This is a genomic window from Streptomyces sp. WAC 06738 (genome assembly GCF_003945505.1).
In the GTDB taxonomy this organism is placed as follows: domain Bacteria; phylum Actinomycetota; class Actinomycetes; order Streptomycetales; family Streptomycetaceae; genus Streptomyces.
The window spans coordinates 5,127,823-5,148,218 of the sequence record NZ_CP029618.1 but is presented as its reverse complement, the minus strand read 5'-3'; the positions used below and the strand labels follow the sequence as shown (position 1 = coordinate 5,148,218).

At 73.3% G+C, this 20,396-nt stretch carries 17 protein-coding genes, 2 pseudogenes and 1 riboswitch; of the genes and pseudogenes, 7 read left to right on the top strand and 12 right to left on the bottom strand.

Features of this window, described 5'->3' with window-relative positions; genetic code table 11:
* The 7 genes and pseudogenes from DMB38_RS22855 to rocD all read right to left on the bottom strand — a co-directional run bounded on the left by DMB38_RS22855 (window position 1) and on the right by rocD (window position 8,699).
* Window positions 1-615 (bottom strand): DUF6879 family protein, encoded by a 615-nt coding sequence (locus DMB38_RS22855; protein WP_125936737.1) that lies wholly within the window; start codon window positions 613-615, stop codon window positions 1-3.
* On the bottom strand, window positions 608-877 hold the full coding sequence (locus tag DMB38_RS22850) for a hypothetical protein (RefSeq protein ID WP_125936736.1): 270 nt from the start codon (window positions 875-877) through the stop codon (window positions 608-610). The genes DMB38_RS22855 and DMB38_RS22850 overlap by 8 nt, the downstream gene beginning before the upstream one ends.
* 91 nt (window positions 878-968) lie before the next feature.
* A pseudogene (locus tag DMB38_RS22845) lies at window positions 969-3,238 on the bottom strand (MMPL family transporter).
* Between the two features lie 96 nt (window positions 3,239-3,334).
* Window positions 3,335-4,795 (bottom strand): HAMP domain-containing sensor histidine kinase, encoded by a 1,461-nt coding sequence (locus tag DMB38_RS22840; protein WP_125936735.1) that lies wholly within the window; start codon window positions 4,793-4,795, stop codon window positions 3,335-3,337.
* Window positions 4,792-5,610, bottom strand: coding sequence for a response regulator (locus DMB38_RS22835; RefSeq protein ID WP_346429514.1), 819 nt, complete (start codon window positions 5,608-5,610; stop codon window positions 4,792-4,794). The genes DMB38_RS22840 and DMB38_RS22835 overlap by 4 nt, the downstream gene beginning before the upstream one ends.
* A 464-nt stretch (window positions 5,611-6,074) precedes the next feature.
* Window positions 6,075-7,337 carry an FUSC family protein gene (locus tag DMB38_RS22830; RefSeq protein WP_240662418.1) on the bottom strand — a complete coding sequence of 421 codons (1,263 nt, stop codon included), beginning with the start codon at window positions 7,335-7,337 and terminating at the stop codon, window positions 6,075-6,077.
* A 156-nt stretch (window positions 7,338-7,493) separates the two neighbouring features.
* On the bottom strand, window positions 7,494-8,699 hold the full coding sequence (rocD, locus tag DMB38_RS22825; RefSeq protein ID WP_125936734.1) for an ornithine--oxo-acid transaminase: 1,206 nt from the start codon (window positions 8,697-8,699) through the stop codon (window positions 7,494-7,496).
* Between the two features lie 126 nt (window positions 8,700-8,825).
* Window positions 8,826-8,916: riboswitch (ZMP/ZTP riboswitch) on the top strand.
* Window positions 8,917-8,949: 33 nt separating this feature from the next.
* On the opposite strand from rocD, the gene glyA reads away from it, so the two are divergent.
* Window positions 8,950-10,224, top strand: a complete 1,275-nt coding sequence (gene glyA / locus DMB38_RS22820) for a serine hydroxymethyltransferase (RefSeq protein ID WP_125936733.1) — start codon at window positions 8,950-8,952, stop codon at window positions 10,222-10,224.
* A 55-nt stretch (window positions 10,225-10,279) separates the two neighbouring features.
* Here the strand turns inward: glyA and DMB38_RS22815 are convergent, their stop codons facing one another.
* The 3 genes from DMB38_RS22815 to DMB38_RS22805 form a co-directional block, all read right to left on the bottom strand.
* Window positions 10,280-11,080 carry a hypothetical protein gene (locus DMB38_RS22815; RefSeq protein WP_125936732.1) on the bottom strand — a complete coding sequence of 267 codons (801 nt, stop codon included), beginning with the start codon at window positions 11,078-11,080 and terminating at the stop codon, window positions 10,280-10,282.
* Between the two features lie 130 nt (window positions 11,081-11,210).
* Complete coding sequence (locus DMB38_RS22810) at window positions 11,211-12,062, bottom strand: hypothetical protein (protein WP_240662417.1); 852 nt, start codon at window positions 12,060-12,062, stop codon at window positions 11,211-11,213.
* Entirely contained in the window at window positions 12,052-12,855 is an 804-nt protein-coding gene (locus DMB38_RS22805) for a sigma-70 family RNA polymerase sigma factor (RefSeq protein WP_125936731.1), read from the bottom strand. Before DMB38_RS22805 ends, DMB38_RS22810 begins: the two co-directional genes overlap by 11 nt.
* Between DMB38_RS22805 and trpS the strand changes: the two genes are divergently transcribed.
* The 3 genes and pseudogenes from trpS to DMB38_RS37060 all read left to right on the top strand — a co-directional run.
* Window positions 12,854-13,873 (top strand): tryptophan--tRNA ligase, encoded by a 1,020-nt coding sequence (trpS, locus tag DMB38_RS22800; RefSeq protein ID WP_125936730.1) that lies wholly within the window; start codon window positions 12,854-12,856, stop codon window positions 13,871-13,873. The two genes, DMB38_RS22805 and trpS, sit on opposite strands and share 2 nt — an antisense overlap.
* Window positions 13,874-13,893: 20 nt before the next feature.
* The gene (locus DMB38_RS22795) at window positions 13,894-14,475 is read left to right on the top strand and encodes a 2'-5' RNA ligase family protein (RefSeq protein WP_125936729.1); all 582 of its coding nucleotides are present in this window, start codon (window positions 13,894-13,896) and stop codon (window positions 14,473-14,475) included.
* A 194-nt stretch (window positions 14,476-14,669) separates the two neighbouring features.
* Window positions 14,670-15,395 (top strand): annotated as a pseudogene (locus DMB38_RS37060) (YihY/virulence factor BrkB family protein); the annotation flags it as partial.
* On the opposite strand, the gene DMB38_RS22785 reads toward DMB38_RS37060, so the two are convergent.
* Complete coding sequence (locus tag DMB38_RS22785) at window positions 15,312-16,691, bottom strand: serine hydrolase (protein ID WP_125939201.1); 1,380 nt, start codon at window positions 16,689-16,691, stop codon at window positions 15,312-15,314. The pseudogene DMB38_RS37060 and the gene DMB38_RS22785 sit on opposite strands and share 84 nt — an antisense overlap.
* A 173-nt stretch (window positions 16,692-16,864) precedes the next feature.
* Between DMB38_RS22785 and DMB38_RS22780 the strand changes: the two genes are divergently transcribed.
* Both DMB38_RS22780 and DMB38_RS22775 read left to right on the top strand, forming a co-directional pair.
* Complete coding sequence (locus tag DMB38_RS22780; RefSeq protein WP_125936727.1) at window positions 16,865-17,653, top strand: hypothetical protein; 789 nt, start codon at window positions 16,865-16,867, stop codon at window positions 17,651-17,653.
* Between the two features lie 14 nt (window positions 17,654-17,667).
* Entirely contained in the window at window positions 17,668-18,444 is a 777-nt protein-coding gene (locus DMB38_RS22775; RefSeq protein WP_125936726.1) for a class I SAM-dependent methyltransferase, read from the top strand.
* On the opposite strand, the gene DMB38_RS22770 is transcribed toward DMB38_RS22775, so the two are convergent.
* Window positions 18,389-18,970: a GNAT family N-acetyltransferase gene (locus DMB38_RS22770; protein ID WP_125936725.1), complete on the bottom strand. Its 582-nt coding sequence runs from the start codon at window positions 18,968-18,970 to the stop codon at window positions 18,389-18,391. The two genes, DMB38_RS22775 and DMB38_RS22770, sit on opposite strands and share 56 nt — an antisense overlap.
* Before the next feature lie 138 nt (window positions 18,971-19,108).
* On the opposite strand from DMB38_RS22770, the gene DMB38_RS22765 reads away from it, so the two are divergent.
* Window positions 19,109-19,984 carry a glycosyltransferase gene (locus DMB38_RS22765; RefSeq protein ID WP_125936724.1) on the top strand — a complete coding sequence of 292 codons (876 nt, stop codon included), beginning with the start codon at window positions 19,109-19,111 and terminating at the stop codon, window positions 19,982-19,984.
* Window positions 19,985-20,396 lie beyond the last annotated feature (412 nt).

Here is a 20,396-nt window from a genome sequence, read left to right as displayed (position 1 = left end):
CTACGTCTGGGCGGGTGGGGGCGGCAGGTGCGCAACGTGTCCGTCGAACCAGTCGAGCAGGGGCTCCCCGGCTTGATAGAGCTCCTGGATGAAGCTCTGGCAGCGCAGGATGAGGTCACGATCGACAAACTTCCGCGCGGCTTCCAGCACGCCCCGTTCGTCGTACACGGCCTCGTACATCACGTGTTCACCGAGGGTGTAGATCTCGGGGAGCGGGCCGTCGGACTCGTACTGGACGACCTTGTCCGCGTCGATGACGTGGATCCGCCCCCCGGTTTCACTACGGACCCGCAGGGCGTGCAACTCCCACTGCATGTACGGGCTCAGTGGCTCCTCCACCACCCGGATCCGCCGGGAAACGAAGCCGTGCCGCTGCCCCTTCTGGTGATACCGCGTCAGTTTCTCCCTGCCCGCTTCGAGTAAGCGCAGGGATTCCGCCCAGTCACCGCGGGCGAACGCCTCCCAACTGTCGTAGCCCGGCTCCTGGAACGTCTGCTGCCGCTCCAGCTTCCAGAATCCCAGGTCGGCGCTGCGCCAGTAGTGCGTCTCGAAGTCGGCGTAGTACGGGGCGAGAGACATGCGCTCGCCCTCCACGCCGTTGAGCAAGCTACTCATCCGGGATATCCGTCTTCGCCGCGATGACCGTCGCCCGCGGGATGACCACCAGACGCTCGCCGGGGTCGACGCTCACCCCTTCGGGTAACCGTCCCTGATAGTCGGCCGTCAGATCGCTGCCGATGACCGCGACATCCCCGTTGTCCAACTCCCACACGTCCGGGCAACTGGCGTCGCCCGAGGTCTGCCCGAGCTCATGCGACGACTTCCCTAACCGCCGGGCGAACGCCGCCGCCGGGTCGGCTTCCCACTTCGTGTCCATGTCCCCTCCAAGGGAGAACTCTCGCCGCGAGAGTACCACCGGACGAGCCCAATCGACTACTCTCCGTGACATTCCGGAGGGGTTGGCGGAATCACGCCGGGACCCCGCCCGTCTTCGCGAGTTCCTGAGGGCCGCCCGGCTCGTCTTCCACTCCACCCGGGTTGTCGTGGGGTTCTACTGCCAGGTGGGGGAGGTGGCGGTCCAGCCAGGTGGGGAGCCACCAGTTGGCGGGGCCTATCAGGTGCATCAGGGCGGGGACCAGCATCGTGCGGATCACGAAGGCGTCCAGGGCCACCGCGCCGGCCAGGCCGATGCCCGCCATCACGCCCTCCAGGTCGCCGCTGAGGACGAACGCGCTGAAGACGCAGATCATGATGAGCGCCGCCGCGTTGATGACCCGGCTGGACTCCGCGAGGCCGACGCGGACCGCGCGGGCGTTGTCGCCGTGGTGGACCCACTCCTCGTGCATGCGGCTGACCAGGAAGACCTGGTAGTCCATCGACAGGCCGAAGAGCATCGCCAGCATGATGACCGGGAGGAACGCCGTGATCGGCACCTCGCGGCCCAGGCCGAAGAGGTCGCTGCCCCAGCCCCATTGGAAGATCGCGACCAGGGCGCCGAACGCCGCCGCCGCGGCGAGCAGGTTCATCACCGCCGCCGTCAGCGGTACCACCACCGAGCGGAAGGCGACCAGCAGCAGGACGAAGCCCAGCGCGACGATGATGCCGACGAAGAGGGGCAGCTTGGCGGTGATGACGGAGGCGAAGTCCTTGTTGATCGCGGTGACTCCGCCGACACGGACGTCGAGCGAGGTGCCCTCCTCGGCCGCCGGGACGACCTCGTCCCGTAGCCGGTCGATGAGCTGGTCGGTCGCCTCGTCCTGGGGGCGCTGTCCGGGATGACCTGGACGACCGTGATCCTGCCGTCCGGGGCGGGGGCGGGGGTGCCCACCTCCGCCACGCCTTCGGTTCGTTCCAGTCGAGTGATCAGGCGGCTGAGGGCGGGAGCGTCCGCCTTTTCGGGGGTTTCCGCCACCAGTTGGAGCGGGCCGTTGAAGCCCGGGCCGAAGCCCTCGGCGAGGAGGTCGTACGCCTTGCGCGTGGTCTTGGACTCCTGGTGGTTGCCCTGGTCGGTGGTGCCGAGGCGGAGGGAGAGCAGCGGGAGGGAGACGATCGCGATGACGACGACCGCGAGCGACGCCAGCAGCCGCGGCCTGCGCTGCACCAGCAGCGCCCAGCGGGCGGCCCGCCCGGGGGCCCGGCCCGCGGCCTCTCCGGTCTCCCCCGCCGCCGCGTCGCCCGGCTCCGGGGTGTGCTCCGGGCCGTGCTCCGCGAGCCTGCGGCGCTGGCGGCGGCTGAGTACCCGCGTCTGCAGGATGCCCAGCAGCGCCGGGAGCAGCGTCACCGACGCCGCGACGCCCAGCAGCACCGTGAGCGACGCCGCGATCGCCACCCCGTTGAGGAAGCCGATGCCCAGCGCGATCATGCCGAGCAGCGCCACGCACACCGTCCCGCCCGCGAACAGCACCGCGCGCCCGGCGGTGTCCAGGGCCCGTACCGCGGAGTCCTCCACCCTCATGCCGCGGTGCAGCCCCGTGCGGTGCCGGGTGACGATGAAGAGCGCGTAGTCGATCGAGACGCCGAGGCCGATGAGGCTGCCGAGGAGGGTGGTGGCTTCGGCGAAGTCCGTCGTGTGGCTGAGCAGCGTGACCGTCATCAGGCCCGTGCCGATGCCGAAGACGGCGCAGACGATCGGCAGCAGCATCGCGAAGAGCGAGCCGAACGCGATCGACAGGATGACCGCCGCCGCGACGATGCCCGTCACCTCCGCGAGCCCGCCCGGCGCGCCCTGCACCGCCTGGATCGCCTCGCCGCCCAGCTCGACCTGGAGTCCGTCGACGTCACCGGCCGCGGCCTGCGCGGTGTCGATCACCTCCTCGACGTTCTCCTTCTCCAGGTTCATGGCCTGCTCGGTGAACGTCACCTGCGCGTACGCGATCCGCCCGTCCTCGCTGATCTGCCCGCCGCCTTCGGGCGCGTACGGACCGGCGACCCGGCCGACCTGCGGAACGTCGGCGATGCCGGCGAGCGCCTCCGTCATCCGCGCGCGAATCTGCGGGTCGCGTACCGAGGCGCCCTCCGGTGCCCGCCAGACGACGCTGTCGGTGTCCCCGGAGGTCTGCGGGAAGGACGCGCGCAGAAGGTCGACCGCCTCGGCGGACTCGGTGCCGGGCAGTTCGAAGTCGTTGGCCCAGCGGCTGCCCGCGGCCTGTGCGGCGACGGCCGTGCCGAACAGGGCGCAGACCCAGAGCAGCAGGACGACGTAGCGGTGGCGGAAACAGAATCTGGCCAGTGCGGCCACGGCGGGGCTCCTCGGCTCGGCGACACGGAGTGGGGGCTTCAGCGTCACCGCGGCGGCCGGGGCGTACCCAGGGCCCTCAGGGATCCCGCAGGGGCTTCACACCGAACTCTCAACCCGCGCGTCCGCCAGCGGCAGCCGGATGGTGACGGCCATGCCCGCGCCGGGCGCGGTGTCGAGCGCGACCTCGCCGTCGTGCGCCTCGACCACCGCCCGCACGATCGACATGCCCAGGCCGCTGCCGCCCGCGACCCGCGCGCGACCCGGGTCGGCGCGGAAGAACCGGTCGAAGATGCGCGCCGCGTCCTCCGGGCGCATGCCGGGCCCGGTGTCGGCGATGCGCAGGACGGCGGCGCCGTCGCCGGTGGCGGCGGAGAGGGTGCAGGCGGCGTCTTCGGGGGTGTGGGTGCGTACGTTGGCGAGGAGGTTGCCGAGGACCTGGCGCAACTGGGCCTCGTCGCCGACGACCACCGCGGGCGCCGCGGCCTCGGCCGTCACGGGGCGGTGCGGCTGCTGCGCGCGCAGGTCGGCGGCGGCGTCGCGGACGAGGGCGGCGAGGTCGACGGGGGCGCGGTCGCGGGCGGGGTGCTGGTCGAGGCGGGCGAGGGCGAGGAGTTCGTCGACGAGGCGGCTCATGCGCTCGGCCTCGGCGCCGACGCGGGTGAGGGCGCGTTCGGCCTCGTCGTCGTCGAGGATGCCCTTGTCGTAGAGCTGGAGGTAGCCGAGCACGGTCGCCAGCGGGGTGCGCAGCTCGTGCGAGGCGTCGGCGAGGAACTGCCGCTGCCGCGCGGCGGCTTCCTCCCGGCTGGCCATGGCGCCCTCGACCTGCTGGAGCATGGCGTTGAGCGCGTCGCGCAACTGCTCGACCTCGCTGCCGCCGGGCGGCGAGGTGTCGACGCGGCGCGACAGGTCGCCCTCGGATATCGCGGACGCGGTCTCGACCATGTCCTCCAGGGGGCGCAGCCGGCGGCGGGCGGCGTGCGAGGAGACGACGGCGAGGAGCAGCAGGAGCAGGGCGCCGAAGACGGCTTCCATGACGAGGAGTTTCCGTACGGCGTTGCGCACCCCGTCGTAGCGGGTGGTGCTGATGGCGTACGAACCGTCGTCGAGGCGGGCGACGGCGGCGCGGTAGTGGTGGCCGCCGGCCGCGATGCTGGTGAGGTCGCCGGAGTCGGCAAGGGCGCCGGGATCGTCGACGGAGCCGGCTATCTCGCGGGAGAGCCGCTGGTCGTCACCGCCGATGAGCGGGCAGGTGGGCCGGAGTTCGCCGCGGGAGTCGAGGAGGACGAAGGGGTCCTCCTTGCCGGAGGAGCCGAAGCCTTTGTCGTCGGACGCGCCGAAGGCGTCGGCGAACCGGCACACCTGCTCCAGTGCGGTGACGCTGAGCGGTCCCGAGACGAGGGTCTCGCGGTCCTGGCGCACGGTGGCGTCGACCTCGCCGACGAGGATGGTGTACGTACCGAAGAGGCTGCCGCAGGCGGCGGCGAGGAGACCGACGGCGAGGATGACGACGTTGGTGACGGAGAGCCGGTTGCTGAGGGAACGGGGGAACCGCTTCACGGCGGCGGCCCGGCGGGCGCTGCGGAATCCCTGGCTCCTGCCGGACCGGCCGGTCCGGCCTGTCCCTCGGACCCGTCGGGCCCATGCGGCTCATGCGGCCCATGCGGTCCTACGGGGCGCAGCCCGTAGCCGACGCCGCGGCGGGTCTCGATGAGCGGCGGGCCGAGGGGGTCGAGCTTGCGCCGCAGATAACTGATGTACGTCTCCACGACCGTCGACTCCACCGCGGTGTCGAACTGCCAGACGTTGCGCAGCAACTGCTCCTTGGTGAGGATGCGGCCGGCGTTGCGCATGAGGTGGCGCAGCAGGTTGTACTCGGTCGGCGTCAGCTCCACGGGCGCACCCCCGCGCCGTACGGTGAACGTCGCCTCGTCCAGCTCCACGTCCCCGTGGCGCAGCACCCCGCCCGCGGGCGCCCGCCCCCGGGTCCTGCGCAGCACGGCACGCACCCGGGCGACGACCTCGTCGACGTTGAACGGCTTGGTGATGTAGTCGTCCCCGCCGAGCGCGAGCCCGCCGAGCACGTCGGCGGGCGCGTCCCGGGCGGTGAGGAAGATCACGGCGGGCTCGTCCCCGCCCGCCCGCAGCTCCCGGCAGACCTGCCAGCCGCTGCCGTCGGGGAGCATGACGTCGAGGAGGACGAGGTCGGGGGCGTGGCTGCGGGCGAGTTCGAGCGCGCGCCCGGCGGTGGGCGCGGCGCGCACGGCGAAGCCGTGGAAGCGGAGGGTGATCTGCAGGATGTCGGCGATCCCGGGATCGTCCTCGACCACGAGAACGGACTGCCCCACCGCACTACGCTCTATCGCGCCGCTCATGGCCCCAGTATCGGGGCGGCGGTCCGGTTCACGGCCGGGCACGATTCTGCGAGTTCCCTGTGAGAAACAGAGGCGTGCACAACCCGTATGCGTACCCGTGCAGAGAGTGGACGGAGATGGTCGCGGGTACGGGTGGCGCGGGCCCCAAGCGCTGCGAGAACAAAGGGGCGCCCGGCTCTGGTGATTCACCTCTCCGACGACGCCCTTCTTCGAGCGGCTACGCCAACTCGCGGCGTACGGCGCTGAGGCACGTCACTGGTGGGGGATCACCGGGCCGTCCTGCGTGCCGCGGACCCGGGTGAGCAGGCGGTCGAGGACGGGGCGCAGCGCGGCCGGTTGGTCGGGGGACGGCCAGGTTGCGACGGCCCGGGCCCCCGATCGGTCCGGTGTTTCCCGTCCCCACCGGATCCCGCGGGACATGGCCCGTGCGGGCGTTCCAGACGACCGGCCGCCGTGGGCGGTGGTCAGGGTTCCTCGTCCTCGCGGGCGGCCAGTCTGCCTGCCAGCAGCATGAGGCCCAGGCCGATCGCCACGCCGCATGCCGTCCACAGCACGCGGTAGCCCTCGACGGTGTAGTTCGTGGGCTGCGGGAGGCTGACCAGGATGAGCACTCCCGCGGCGACTGCGGCGCAGTAGAGCGCGTGGTTCCAGTAGCGGACCGCCGCCGCGTGCATCAGCAGGACGAGCGCCACCACTTCGAGCACCCGCGTCACGGCGAACAGCTTGGTCCCCGTCTCGCCCGCGGGCAGCAGGATGAGCAGCGAGGCCGCGGCGGCGCCGAGCAGTGCGCCGACGAGGCGCTGCGCGGTGAAGAGCGTGGTCTGCTCCAGCGCCGGCTTCATCGCGATGACGGTCGCGACCGGGATCCAGTAGCCGTACGAGAGGTCGAGGCCGAAGCCGAGCGCGCAGGCCGCGGCGACGGCTCCGGCGCGGATCACCGCGAACGTGAGCACCGGCCAGGGGGGAAGCCGGCGCCGGATCCCGGCGAGCGGGTTCTCGGCAGGCCCGTTCCCCGCGGGCGCCTCCCCGCCGGGCGCCTCCCCGGCAGGTGCGTCACCGGCGGGCCCGTCCTCGCCGGGTGCGTCCGGCGTCGGGCGGGGGCCGTTCCGCCGTCCGCGGGCCAGCCACCCCACCGTCGTCACCGCGAGCCACAGTGCCGCCCCTCCCGCCCACGCGACCACCTGGGCCCACGTGTGGCTGGTGGGGCCGGAGTGGTGGTCGAGCTGGAACGCGAGGGCGAGCGCGGCGATGAACCAGATGTTGAGCAGCAGGGCGGTGGCGAACCTGCGCGTTCCGTACGCGACCGCCAGTCCGGCCACGAGCGTGACCGCGAAGCCCGAGAGGACCAGCCAGCCCCAGCCCGCTCCCCCGAGGGCGAAGCCCCACGCGGTCAGTCCCGCGCCGATCAGGGCGTAGACGGAGACCCGCGCCGCGCGGTGCTCGAAGCTGCCGCCGCGGTCGTCCAGCACCGCGAGCAGCAGGCCGAAGAGCGCGCTGAGGAGGTACTGCTCGTGCCCGATCGCCCAGAAGACCACCAGCGGCACCAGCGCGAGGTCCAGGAAGAGGATCGCCCGCGGCAGGTCGAGTCCCCGGGCGTCGACCCCGAACACCTTGGACAGCTCACTCACGGCCTCCTTCCGGATGACCGAGGTCTCCTTCGGAGTGCTGGAACCCGCCATGACCGCCTCGCTCGTCTGGTCGCCGGAGAAGCCGCTGCGGTCCCGCATTCTCCGTTCCCGCGGTGATCGTCACGAACGGACGCGCAGGCCACGGCCACATGAGGCTCGGTTACCAGTCGTACGGCGGATGCCGGGCGGTCCACGGACACCGCCGGGGCAGGGGTACGTGCTACGCCCCCTGCCCCGCGCGGCGAGGCGACGCGGTCAGGCGGTCAGCGTCTCGCGGAGCTGCGCCAGGCCCCAGTCGAGGTCTTCCTTGGAGATGACCAGGGGCGGTGCGATACGGATCGTGGAGCCGTGGGTGTCCTTGACCAGGACGCCGCGGGCCATCAGCTTCTCCGAGAGCTGCCGGCCCGTGCCGTGCGCCGGGTCGATGTCGACGCCCGCCCACAGGCCCCGGCCGCGTACCTCCCGCACCGCGCCCGTGCCCGTCAGCAGGCCCAGTTCGCGGTGGAGGTGGTCGCCGAGTTCCGTGGCGCGCTGCTGGTACTCGCCGGTGCGGAGCATCGCGATGACCTCCAGGCCCACTGCGCACGCCAGCGGGTTGCCGCCGAAGGTGGAGCCGTGCTCGCCGGGGTGGAAGACGCCCAGGACCTCGCGGCTCGCGACGACCGCCGAGACGGGGACCACGCCGCCGCCCAGGGCCTTGCCGAGGATGTAGACGTCCGGCACCACGCCCTCGTGCTCGCACGCGAACGTACGGCCCGTGCGGCCCAGGCCCGACTGGATCTCGTCGGCCATGAAGAGCACGTTCCGGGCCGCGGTCAGCTCCCGTACGCCCGCCAGATAGCCCGGCGGCGGCACCAGCACGCCCGCCTCGCCCTGGATCGGCTCCAGCAGCACGGCGACCGTGTCCTCGTCGACGGCCGCGTCCAGGGCGGCCAGGTCGCCGTACGGGACGATGGCGAAGCCCGGCGTGTACGGGCCGTAGTCGGCGCGGGCCTCGGGGTCGGTGGAGAAGCTGACGATGGTGGTCGTACGGCCGTGGAAGTTGTTCTCCGCCACGACGATCTTCGCGCGCCCCTCGGGCACGCCCTTGACGCGGTAGCCCCACTTCCGGGCGGTCTTCACCGCGGTCTCGACGGCCTCGGCGCCCGTGTTCATCGGCAGCACCATGTCCTTGCCGCACAGCTCGGCGAGCTGCGCGCAGAACTCCGCGAAGCGGTCGTGGTGGAACGCGCGCGACGTCAGCGTCACCCGGTCCAACTGGGCGCGGGCGGCGTCGAGGAGGCGGGGGTTGCCGTGGCCGAAGTTGAGGGCCGAATAGCCGGCGAGCATGTCCAGGTAGCGGTTGCCCCCGACGTCGGTCATCCACGCGCCTTCGGCGGTGGCGACGACCACGGGCAGGGGGTGGTAGTTGTGCGCGCTGTGGGCGTCGGCCGCGGCGATGGCTGCGTCGGTTCGCGTCACGGGATCTCCGTTCCGTTGCGCCGTGAAGGGCGGTGCGGGCGGGGCAGGGGTGGTGCCCCACTTTCTATCTTCGCTCGGATGATGGACGAAGGATCCATCACCGGCGGGCGTGCCCGCTAGGGTGGAACCGCGTGCGGCGACTGGCGAACGTGGAACGGACCACGGGGAAGCCGCGCGGCGCAGCAGCCGAGTGGTGCCGCCCGCCTGGGTGCCCCGGGTCCGACGCAGACTCGACCCGGAGGGACACACCATGGCTCCCGCCCATCCCGCCCTTGCGCAGACCGACCCCGAGCTGGCCGCCCTCGTCGCCGCCGAGGAGCAGCTCCAGACCGACACGCTGCGGCTCATCCCCAGCGAGAACTACGTCTCCGCCGCCGTGCTCGAAGCCACCGGCACCGTGCTCACCAACAAGTACAGCGAGGGCTACCCCGGCAAGCGCTACTACGAGGGCCAGCAGAACATCGACCCCATCGAGACCCTCGCCGCGGACCGGGCCAACGCCCTCTTCGGCTCCGAGCACGCCAACGTGCAGCCGTACTCCGGCTCCCCCGCGAACCTCGCCGCCTACCTCGCCTTCGCCGAGCCCGGCGACACCGTGATGGGCATGTCCCTGCCGCACGGCGGGCACCTCACCCACGGGTGGAGCGTGTCGGTGACCGGCAAGTGGTTCCGCGGCGTGCAGTACACGGTGGGGCGCGAGGACGGGCGCATCGACTTCGACGAGGTACGGGACCTGGCGCGCGCCGAGCGCCCGAAGATCATCCTGTGCGGCGGCACCGCCATCCCGCGGACCATCGACTTCGCCGCCTTCGGCGAGATCGCCCGCGAGGTCGGTGCCGTGCTCGTCGCCGACGTGGCGCACATCGCCGGGCTCATCGCCGGCGGCGCGCACCCCTCGCCCGTACCGCACGCGGACGTCGTCACGACGACCACGCACAAGACGCTCCGCGGCCCGCGCGGGGCGATGATCCTGACCCGCGCGGAGCACGCGCGCGCGATCGACCGCGCCGTCTTCCCCGGCCTCCAGGGCGGGCCGCACAACCACACCACGGCCGCCATCGCGGTCGCGCTGCACGAGGCGGCGCAGCCGTCGTTCCGGGAGTACGCGGCGGCCGTGGTCGCCAACGCGAAGGAACTGGCCGCGCGGCTCGCGGAGCGCGGCTTCTCGCTGGTCTCCGGCGGCACGGACAACCACCTGATCCTCATCGACCTCACCGGCAAGGAGGTCCCGGGGAAGGTGGCGGCGAAGGCCCTGGACCGGGCGGGCCTGGTGGTCAACTACAACACCGTCCCGTACGACCCGCGCAAGCCGTTCGACCCCTCGGGCGTCCGGCTCGGCACGCCGTCGCTGACGTCCCGGGGGCTGGGGACGGCGGAGATGGCGCAGGTGGCGGAGTGGATCGACCGAGGGGTGGCGGCGGCGCGGACCGGCGGCGCGGAGGCGGATGTGGCGCTGAAGGGGATCAGGGGCGAGGTGGCGGAGCTGATGGGGGCGTTCCCGGCACCGGGGCTGGCGGTGGGCTGAGCCCGGGACGCCGGTGGCCGGTCCGTGGCGGCCGGCCTTCCCGTTCCGGCCGGCCTCAGCCGTCGAGGTCCAGGAGTACGCCGCGGGCGCCTGCCCGTCCGTCCTGTGGTGTCCGGTGGCGGCGGTACAGGCGGGGCGCTGCGGTGGCCAGGAGGGCACCGGCGGCCAGGCCCGGCAGGGTCCACCACCAGTTGGTGCCGGGCCCCGCGTCCGGGCCGGCGGCGGTCGCCTCGCGGCGGGCGGCGCGGTCCGTATCCGCGGCCGCCTGCCCCTCCCCCGGCTCCGCCCCCGCGTCGGCGGCCGGCTCCGGCAGGCCCCCGGCCTCCGGTGCGGCGGCGTCGGTGCCGAACTGCGGCGGCATGTACCACCCGCTCTGCTCCTCCGGCCGCTCCGCGACCCCCAGCCGGCCGAGCAGCGAACCGAGCCGTCCCGGATGCTCCACCCGCCGCCAGGTCTGCGAGGTCGCCGCGTCTCCGCCGGTGCCCCTGCTGACCACCGCGCCGCCGCGGGCGTCCGGGTAGAGGGTGTCGACGCGCCATACGTGGACGTCGTGCTGGAGCCACGTCACCGTGATCCGCCGCGCGTCCGCGCCGCCGAGGCCGGCTTCGGTGAGCACCGGGCCGACCCGTTCGCCGGCGTCGCCGATGGCCTTGTCGAGTGCGGCATAGTCGGGGTGGGTGGCGTACAGGGCGGCGGCGTCGCCGCTGCCGCCGTTGACGAGCAGGACGCTCGTCGGACCGCCCGCGGCGGCCGGTGGGGCGAGGCCGAGGACGAGCCCGAGGGCGGCGAGGGCCGCGGCGGCGGCCGCGGCGAGGCGGTGGGTGCGGCGGGTGTGCCGGCGTGTGGGTCTGCGCATGGCGTCGCTCCGTTGTCCGGTCGGTGTCCGGCCGCGGCCGGTGGCGTACGAACCGGGCCCCGCTCGCCGTACGAACTGGGCTCCGCCCTCCGTACACCGCCCCCGGCGCCCCGGTTCCGCACGCGCCGCCTCACGACACGGACTCCGCGAGGCGCAGGGCCTCCTGCTTGGCCGGGACGCCTTCGAGGCGGAGGGTCAGCCCGTCCGGGCCCTGCCAGAGGAGGGTGGGGCCCGCGGTGCGGACGGTACGGGTGTACGTGCTGCCGCCCGGGTCGCGCAGGAGCAGTTCCAGGCGGTGCCCCTCGGGGAACCAGAGCGCCGTGCCGGTGCCGGCCTGCTCCCACTCCGGCGGCACCGGCGACGTCTTGCCGACGAGCGGGTCGAGCGTCCCCCGGAACGCGTCCAGCCGCACCGCGTCGCCGCCCCCCGCCCCGCGCCCGGCCGCCCAGCACAGCGACACCATCCGTCCGTCCGCCGAGACGTCCGCCGCGTCCGGCGCCCCCAGCCCGGGCGGCACCGGCGGCCGGAAACCCGCGCGGCGGGCGGCGGCGTCGAGGCTCAGCGCGCCGCAGCCCGGGACGGCACCGGGGGGCGGGGCGCCGGGGCCGGACGGCGCCGAGGACGGCGCGGTCCGTACCGCGACGCCGCCGAACTCGAAGAGCGACGCCACCCCCGCCCGTACGGGCGCCGCCAGCACCAGCCCCACCAGCATCGCCGCGAACCCGGCGAGCAGCACCCGCCACCGCCCCCGCACCCGGCGCCGTACCCGCACCCGCCACCCCGCGACGGGCACGGGCTCCCCCGCCACCCGCCCCATCACCCCCGCGACGACCCCCTCGACGTCCACCCCGGTCCCGCCGGCCGTCTCCGCCCGAGCCACCGCACCGCCGACCGGCACCCCCGCGCCGTCCCCGGCCGGCGACCGCCCCAGAGCGCGCAGTTCCTCCTCCAGCCCCTCAAGCCCTTCCGGCTCACGCCCCACCGGCCCCGCCCCCTTCCGGCTCCCCCGCGGCCGCGCCCCCGCGACCCCGTCGCCCACGGCCCCGTACCCCGCCGGCCGCCCCGTCGCGCGCCCCGCCGTCCTCCCCCAGCAGCCGCGCCAGCTCCCGCAGCGCCCTGCTCAGCCGGGACTTCACCGTCCCCCGCGGCACCCCCAGCGCCGCCGCCGTCTCCGCCTCGTCCAGGTCCAGCAGGTACCGGTGGATCACCACCTCCCGGTGCCGCTCCCGCAGCGCCCGCAGCGCCGTCACCAGCTCCTCCCGCCGCTCCGCCGCCAGCGCCCGCCCCGCCAGATCCTCCGCGGCCACCCCCGCACCGCCCGCCCCCGCCGCGCCCGCCAGCGCGCCCGCGCGCTCGGTCGCCGCCCGGCGCCTGGCCGCCGCGCGCACTGTGTTCTTGGTCTCATTGGCGACGATCCGCAGCAGCCACGGGCGGAAGGCGGCCCCGTCCCGGAAGCCGCCAAGCGCCCGGTATGCCTTGATGAAGGCGTTCTGCACCACGTCTTCCGCCTCCGCGCCGGCGCCCAGCAGCAGCGCGAGCCGGTGCGCGGTCTCCGCGTGGGCGCGCACCAGTTCCGCGTACGCCTCGGTCTCCCCGTTCCGTACGCGCGCCACCAGCCGCGCCTCGCCCGCACCGTCCCCGCTGATCGCCGCCCCTCCCCCCGCCGCCCACCGGCCCGGCGCACGGACCGCCCGCGGGCCGCCGCCGGCGGCCCCCGCACCCTCCCTACACCGCCGGGCCGCAACACGTTCCGCACCTGAGAGAATGAGCCCCATGGCAGCCCCGACCCGTCGCCCCCGCGTGCTCTCCGGCATCCAGCCCACCGCCGGCTCGTTCCACCTCGGCAACTACCTCGGCGCCGTCCGCCAGTGGGTGGCCCTCCAGGAGACGCACGACGCGTTCTACATGGTGGTGGACCTGCACGCGATCACGGTCCCCCAGGACCCCCGGGAGCTGCGCGCCAGCACGCGCCTGGCCGCCGCGCAGCTCCTCGCCGCCGGTCTCGACCCGGAGCGCTGCACGCTGTTCGTGCAGAGCCACGTGCCCGAGCACGCGCAGCTCGGCTGGGTGATGAACTGCCTCACCGGCTTCGGCGAGGCGTCCCGCATGACGCAGTTCAAGGACAAGGCCGCCAAGCAGGGCACGGCCAACACGACCGTCGGCCTCTTCACGTATCCGGTCCTGCAGATCGCCGACATCCTGCTCTACCAGGCCGACGCCGTCCCGGTCGGCGAGGACCAGCGCCAGCACATCGAGCTCACCCGCGACCTCGCCGAGCGCTTCAACACCCGCTACGGCCGCACGTTCACCGTCCCCGCGCCGTACATCCTCAAGGAGACGGCCCGGATCTACGACCTCCAGGACCCGACGGTGAAGATGAGCAAGTCCGCGTCCTCGCCCAAGGGCCTGCTCAACCTCCTCGACGAGCCGAAGTCCTCCGCGAAGAAGATCAAGAGCGCGGTGACGGACACGGACACCGAGATCCGCTACGACCCGGAGGCCAAGCCCGGCGTCAGCAACCTCCTCACCATCTACTCGACGCTCACCGGCGCCACCGTCGCCGAACTGGAGCAGAAGTACACGGGCAAGGGCTACGGTGCGCTCAAGACCGACCTCGCCGAGGTGGTGACCGAGTGGGTGACGCCCTTCCGCTCCCGTACCCAGGAGTATCTGGACGACCCGGAGACCCTGGACTCGCTGCTGGCCAAGGGCGCGGAGAAGGCGCGTACGGTCGCGGCGGAGACACTTGCCGAGGCATATGACAAGGTGGGCTTCCTGCCCGCCAAGCACTGAGGGCCGTGAAGGAGACGCTTGTGGGGACCGTGACGGTCGGTGTATCGATCGCCGTCCCGGAGCCGTACGGCAGCCTGCTGCAGCAGCGCCGGATCAGCTTCGGCGACACCGCGGCCCACGGCATTCCCACGCACATCACGCTGCTGCCGCCGACCGCCGTCGACGCCGCGGCGCTGCCGCGGATCGAGCGGCACCTGGCGCAGATCGCCGAGTGCGGGGTGCCCTTCCCGATGCGGCTGAGCGGTACGGACACGTTCCGGCCGCTGACACCGGTGGTCTTCGTGCAGGTCGTGGAGGGCGCGGCGGCCTGCTCCTGGCTGCAGAAGATGGTCCGGGACGCCTCCGGGCCGCTGGCAAGGGAACTGCAGTTCCCGTACCACCCGCATGTGACGATCGCCCACGACATAGACGAGGCGTCGATGGACCGGGCGGCGGCGGAGCTGGCGGACTTCGAGGCGGCGTGGTCGGTGACCGGGTTCTCGCTCTACGAGCAGGACGCGGAGGGCGTGTGGCGGCTGGAGCGGGAGTTCCGCTTCGGCGGCGATTCGGCGCTCGAGGTGCCGGCGCAGACGCGCTCCGAGCCGGCACCGTCGCCGGGCTGAGGCGGAGCGCCGCGCCCAGCGTGCCGCGTCGTTTTTCCCACCCTCCCCACAGATAACCTGGCGTTTCCGGGGCATACGCCGGTTCGTACGGCCGACCGCGCACCCGGCGGCGGCTTCGGGGGACGCGACGGCAGGAGTGCAGCGTGGAGTGGCTGACCAGGTTGCCCGTCGTCGGCCCGTACCTCGCGCGCCTCATGCGCACCCGCCCCTACCGGGCCTTCGAGTACGTCCAGGACCGGCACTGGAGCCGGCTCGCCGGGGCCGTGACGTTCAGCAGCTTCGTCGCCCTCTTCCCGCTGCTCACCAGCGCCGCCGCGATCTCCGCCGCCGTCCTCAGCGACAGCCGGCGCAAGGACGTCGAGAAATGGATCACCGAGCAGGTGCCCGGCATCTCCGACCGGCTCGACCTCGGCGGCCTCTTCGCCAACGCCGGCACGGTGGGCCTGATCTCGCTGGCCGCGCTCCTGTTCACCGGGGTCAACTGGATCAGCACCCTGCGCGACGCCCTGCGCGCGGTGTGGGACCGGGCCGACGCCTCCGAGAACCTCTTCCTCGGCAAGGGCAAGGACGCCCTCATCCTCTTCGGGCTCGGCGGCACGGTGCTCGTCTCGCTCACCGTCTCGATCACGGCCACGACCGCCGCCGGCGCCGTGCTCGGCGCGATCGGCATCAAGGAGGGCGGCTGGGGCAGCGCGGTGCTGGAGGCGGCCGCGTTCGCCGCCGCCGTGACCGCGGGGTTCCTGCTGCTGGTCTACGTCCTGACCCGGCTGCCCGGCGTCCACCCACCGCGGCGGCGGGTGGTGGAGGCGGCGCTCGCCGGGGCGGTGGGCTTCGAGCTACTCAAGCTTCTTCTCAGCGGCTACTTCAGCGGCGTCGCCGGACGGAGCGTCTACGGCGCCTTCGGCGTTCCCGTCGCGCTCGTCATCTGGATCAACTTCATGGCCCGCCTCCTGCTCTATTGCGCCGCCTGGACGGCCACGCCCGACGAGGTCGGGAAGCGGCCAGCGGCGGTGGATGACGTAGGCGACGATGGCGAGCAGCGCGACTGAGCCGATCGTGATGGCGAGCGCCGTGCCGACGCCGCCCTCCTCCTCGCCGTCCGCGGCGGTGGGCCTGGCGCCGTCGGAGGCGGACGCCTCGTCGCCGGAGCCCTGGGTGCCGCCGGTGTTCTCGCCGGCGCCCTGAGCGGTGTCCTTGCCGGCGGCGTCCTCGTTCCGCATGCCCTCGGGCGGGACCAGCTCGCCGACCGGCTGCACGGCGGGCGCCGCCTTGAAGCCCCAGTCCAGCAGCTTGCCGGCCTCCTTGTAGACGGCGTTCGACTCGTCCTCGTCGGGGTGCATGACGGTGACGAGCAGCACCCGTCCGTCGCGCTCGGCGACGCCGGTGAAGGTGGCGCCGGCGTTGGTGGTGTTGCCGTTCTTGATGCCGGCGATGCCCTTGTAGACGTCCACGTCGACGTCGCCGGTGAGCAGCCGGTTGGTGTTCTGGATCTCGAAGTACTCGCGCTTCTTGCCCTTCTTCCCGCCCGGGAACTTCGCCCGGGGGGTGGCGGCGTACGCGCGGAAGTCCGGGTTCTGCATGCCGGCGCGGGCGAAGAGCGTCAGGTCGTACGCGCTGGACGTCTGCCCCTTCGCGTCGTACCCGTCGGGGCTGACCACGTGCGTGTCCTCGGCGCCCAGCTCGCGCGCCCGCTCGTTCATGGCCTGCACCGTGGCGTCGACGCCGCCGTTCATGGCCGACAGCACGTGCACGGCGTCGTTGCCTGACCGCAGGAAGACCCCGAGCCACAGCTCGCGGACGGTGTAGGTGAGGTTCTCCTTGATGCCGACGAGGCTGCTGCCCGCGCCCATGCCCTCCAGCTCCTCGGCGGCGACCTTGTGCTTCTCCTCCTTGTTGAAGAGGGGGAGCAGGGTGTCGGCGAAGAGCATCTTCAGCGTGCTGGCCGGGGGCAGCTTCCAGTGCGCGTTGTGCGCGGCGAGCACCGCGCCGCTCTCGGCGTCGGCGACGACCCAGGACCTGCCGGTGAGCTTCTTCGGCAGCTCGGGAGCGCCGCTGCCGAGATCGACGTGGGTGCCCGGCTGGCCGAGGAGGGTGCCGCCGACGTTCGACATCTGATCGGGCGGCCGCGGCTTGTCGTCCTGGGCCGCGGCGGGCGCGACGCCCCCGAGCGACAGGAGCGTGGCGGCGGCGGCGAGCGCGGCGCCGCGGATAGTCACATGAGATGTCGGCACGTCGCGAACCTACCTGGAGTCGCCCTCGATGTGGACACCGAGGTGCGCTAGTTGGCCGAGGAGCGCCCCCGGATGGGGGCGGGTGGGACACGGGAGGGGTCCCCGGGCCCCGGTTCTACGCTGAGCGTACGACCGTCGCCGGTGGAGGAGCGGTGGGCATGGGCTGGATCAGGGACAGGCTGTTCGGCGGGCGCGCGGGCCGGGGGCGGGGCGGCACGGCGGCACCGCGGGTGGACGGCGACGGCGACGGGAGCGGCGGTGGTGGCGGCGGGGGCGCCGGCCGCGGTGGTGACGACCTGGTGTGCGACTGCTGCAACGCCGCTCTGGCCCGCGCGGACGCGTACTACCTCCCCACCAGGACGGTGATGATCTCCGAGGCCCACTGGGCGGACTGCTTCGCGACGAACAAAGCGGTGTGGGAGGTGTTCCTTCCGGAGGACCGGCTGCCGTCCGTGTTCGACGACTTCCTCCGGCAGCACGTCTCCAGCAACACCCCGTGGGCGGTCTGCGAGCGGTGCAGCGAGTTCTTCATCTTCGACCGGGCGGCGGCACGCGCGGACGCGCTGAACGACCGCGTCTCCGACGACAACGGTGCGGTGGACCCGGCGGGTTGCGTGCTCTTCGCGGCCCTGGGGTGGGAGCGGGTCCACGGCTCGTGGCCGGAGTCGGTGAAGAAGCCGGAGGTCGCCGACGTGTGCGACTTCTGCGAGAAGAAGATGTACGTGGGCGAGATGTGGGGTTTCGTCGCCGAGGAGACGCTGGCGCGGTACGAGGCCAGCGGGTTCACCGACCACGACCGCCCGGCCCGCGTGGCCCGTACCAACGAGAAGGGGGAGACCGGCTGGGTCGAGTGCCAGGTTTGCCTGGCCCGGAACCTCAACCGGGGCCAGCGGGCGGACTACCGCCCCGAAGGCCGGGATCGGCACGACGCGCCCGGGACTCCGTGATCTAGGCTGCGCCGATGGCACGTATCGACGATGACGCGGACGAGGCCGGTGCGCGGGCCGGGGTGAACGACTACGACGCCTTCGCCGAGGCGTACGCGGCGGAGAACGAGACCAGCCTCGTCAACGCCTACTACGAGCGGCCCGCGATGCTGGCCCTCGCCGGCGACGTGTCCGGCCGGCGCATACTCGACGCCGGCTGCGGCGCGGGCCCGCTGACGGCCGCGCTCCGCGACCGCGGCGCCGTCGTCACCGGTGTCGACGCGAGCGCGGGGATGCTGGCGCTGGCCGCCGGGCGGCTCGGCGACGACGCGGACCTGCACCGGGCCGACCTCCGCGAGCGCCTGCCGTTCGGCGACGGGACATTCGACGACGTGGTCGCGTCGCTGGTCCTGCACTATCTGGAGGACTGGGGTCCTACGCTCGCGGAGATGCGGCGCGTGCTCAGGCCCGGCGGGCGGCTGATCGCCTCCGTGGACCACCCCTTCGTCGCGTACACGCACCGGGAGCCGCGGCCCGACTACTTCGCGACCACCAGCTACACCTTCGACTGGTGCTTCGGCGGGCGGACCGTCCCGATGAAGTTCTGGCGCAAGCCGCTGCACGCGATGACCGACGCCTTTCCCGCGGCCGGCTTCCTCCCCGCGGTCCTCAGCGAGCCGCGGCCGGATCCGGCAGGGCGTGCGCTCTTTCCCGATGACTTCGACGACCTGGCGACGAAGACGTGCTTCCTCTTCTTCACGGCCGAGGCGCCGCCGGCGGCTGCCGGGTCCGTTCCCACCGGCTCCGTGTGAGTGCGTACTCGACCTCGCCGTGCTCCGAGCCCTCGATCCGCTCCGGCCAGTCGCCCGTGAAGTGCCGTACGAGGGTCAGGCCCGACTTCTCCATCACGCGGCGGGAACCGGTGTTGACGGCCATGGTGTTGGCGGTGACCCGCTCGACGCCGAGGTCCGTGAACCCCTTGTGGATGAGCGCGCGTGAGCCCTCGGTGGCGTAGCCGCGCCCCCAGGCCGAGCGGTTGAGCCGGTACCCCAACTCGACCACGGCGGGGTTCTCCGCCTCCACCGGCCGGAACTCGAACCAGCCGAGAAACCCGCCGCCGCCCTTCTCCTCCGCGGCCCAGTACCCGCGGGTCCCCCACGGGTAGTCGCGGAGCAGCCGCGGCAGCACCCGCGCCTCGACCGCCTCGCGGCTGGTGGGACGGCCGCCGTTGATGAACCGCATGACGGCGGGATCGCCGTCCAGGGCGACGAGAAGATCGACATCGCCGGCGCCGAACGGCCGCAACACGAGCCGCGAGGTCTCCAGAAACACACCCACCCCCCGATCCTCACCCGCCCCCACCACCCCCGCCAGCGGATTACCCCCGGGTTCAGGGCCACCGGCGGCGCTACACAGGGTGGCCGGGTGGTGAACGGTTAGCATCGCGGCACCGCAGTCGAGGTCTGGAGTGCCGTCGTGTCCGTACCGCGCCTCGGGGTCGCCGTCCTGACCATGGGTACGCGCCCCGCCGAACTCGCCGCCCTGCTGGAGTCGGTGGCCGCGCAGAGCGTGCCGGCCGCGCGGGTGGTGGTCGTCGGCAACGGATGCCGGCTGCCGGATCTCGGCGACGGCGTGACCGCCGTCGAGCTGAGCGACAACCTGGGCGTCGCGGGCGGGCGCAACGTCGCGATCAAGGAACTCCGCGCCTTCGGGGACGTCGACGTGGTCGTCGACCTGGACGACGACGGGCTGCTGGTCGACGACGAGGTCTTCGCCCGGCTCCGCGACCACTATGCCGCCGACGAACGGCTGGGCGTCGTCAGCTTCCGTATCGCCGACGCCTCCGGCGCCACCCAGCGCCGGCACGTACCCCGGCTGCGGTCCGGCGACCCGATGCGCGGCGGAGAGGTGACCACCTTCCTCGGCGGCGGGCACGCACTGTCGATGCGCATGCTGGACGAGGTCGGCACCTGGCCCGGCCACTTCTTCTTCGCGCACGAGGAGACGGACCTCGCCTGGCGGGCGCTGGACGCCGGCTGGAAGGTCGTCTACGACCCCGAGCTGCTGCTCCAGCATCCGAAGACCTCCCCCGCCCGGCACGCGGTCTACTACCGCATGACGGCCCGCAACCGCGTATGGCTGGCGCGCCGGCACCTTCCGCTCCCGCTGGTCCCGGTCTATCTCGGCACCTGGCTGGCGCTGACCCTGGCCCGGGTGCGGTCGGCGGCGGGGCTGCGGGCGTGGTTCGGCGGGTTCACCGAAGGGATGCGGACCGACTGCGGCGGGCGGCGGCCCATGCGGTGGCGGACGGTGTGGCGCATGTCCAGGCTGGGGCGGCCGCCGATCGTCTAGCCCTCCGGGGGCGGCGTGCGGCCCGGGGACTGGGGGATGAGAGTGCCCCGGGCGTGGGTTCGGGGGGCGGGGTGCGAGGCTTGTCGCATGTACCTCTCACGCCGTGTCTCCTGGTTTCTGCTCGCCTTCGGCGGGTGGTCCTGGTTCATCTGGATCACGTTCGTCCGGAATCTGTGGAAGGACTCCAGCGGGCTGGCCTTCGAGGACGGCGACCCCACCGGGTACTTCTGGGTGCACCTCACGCTGGCCGTGACCTCCTTCGCGCTGGGGACCGCCATCGGGTGGCTGGGCCTGCGCGGCGTGCGGGCGGGGCGGCGCGCCGGGCAGGGGCCTGCGGGCGGCGATCCCGGCGGCGGGCGCGGCCGGGGGACGGCGCGGAAGGCGCGGGCGGCTCTGACGGTGCCGGGGGCGC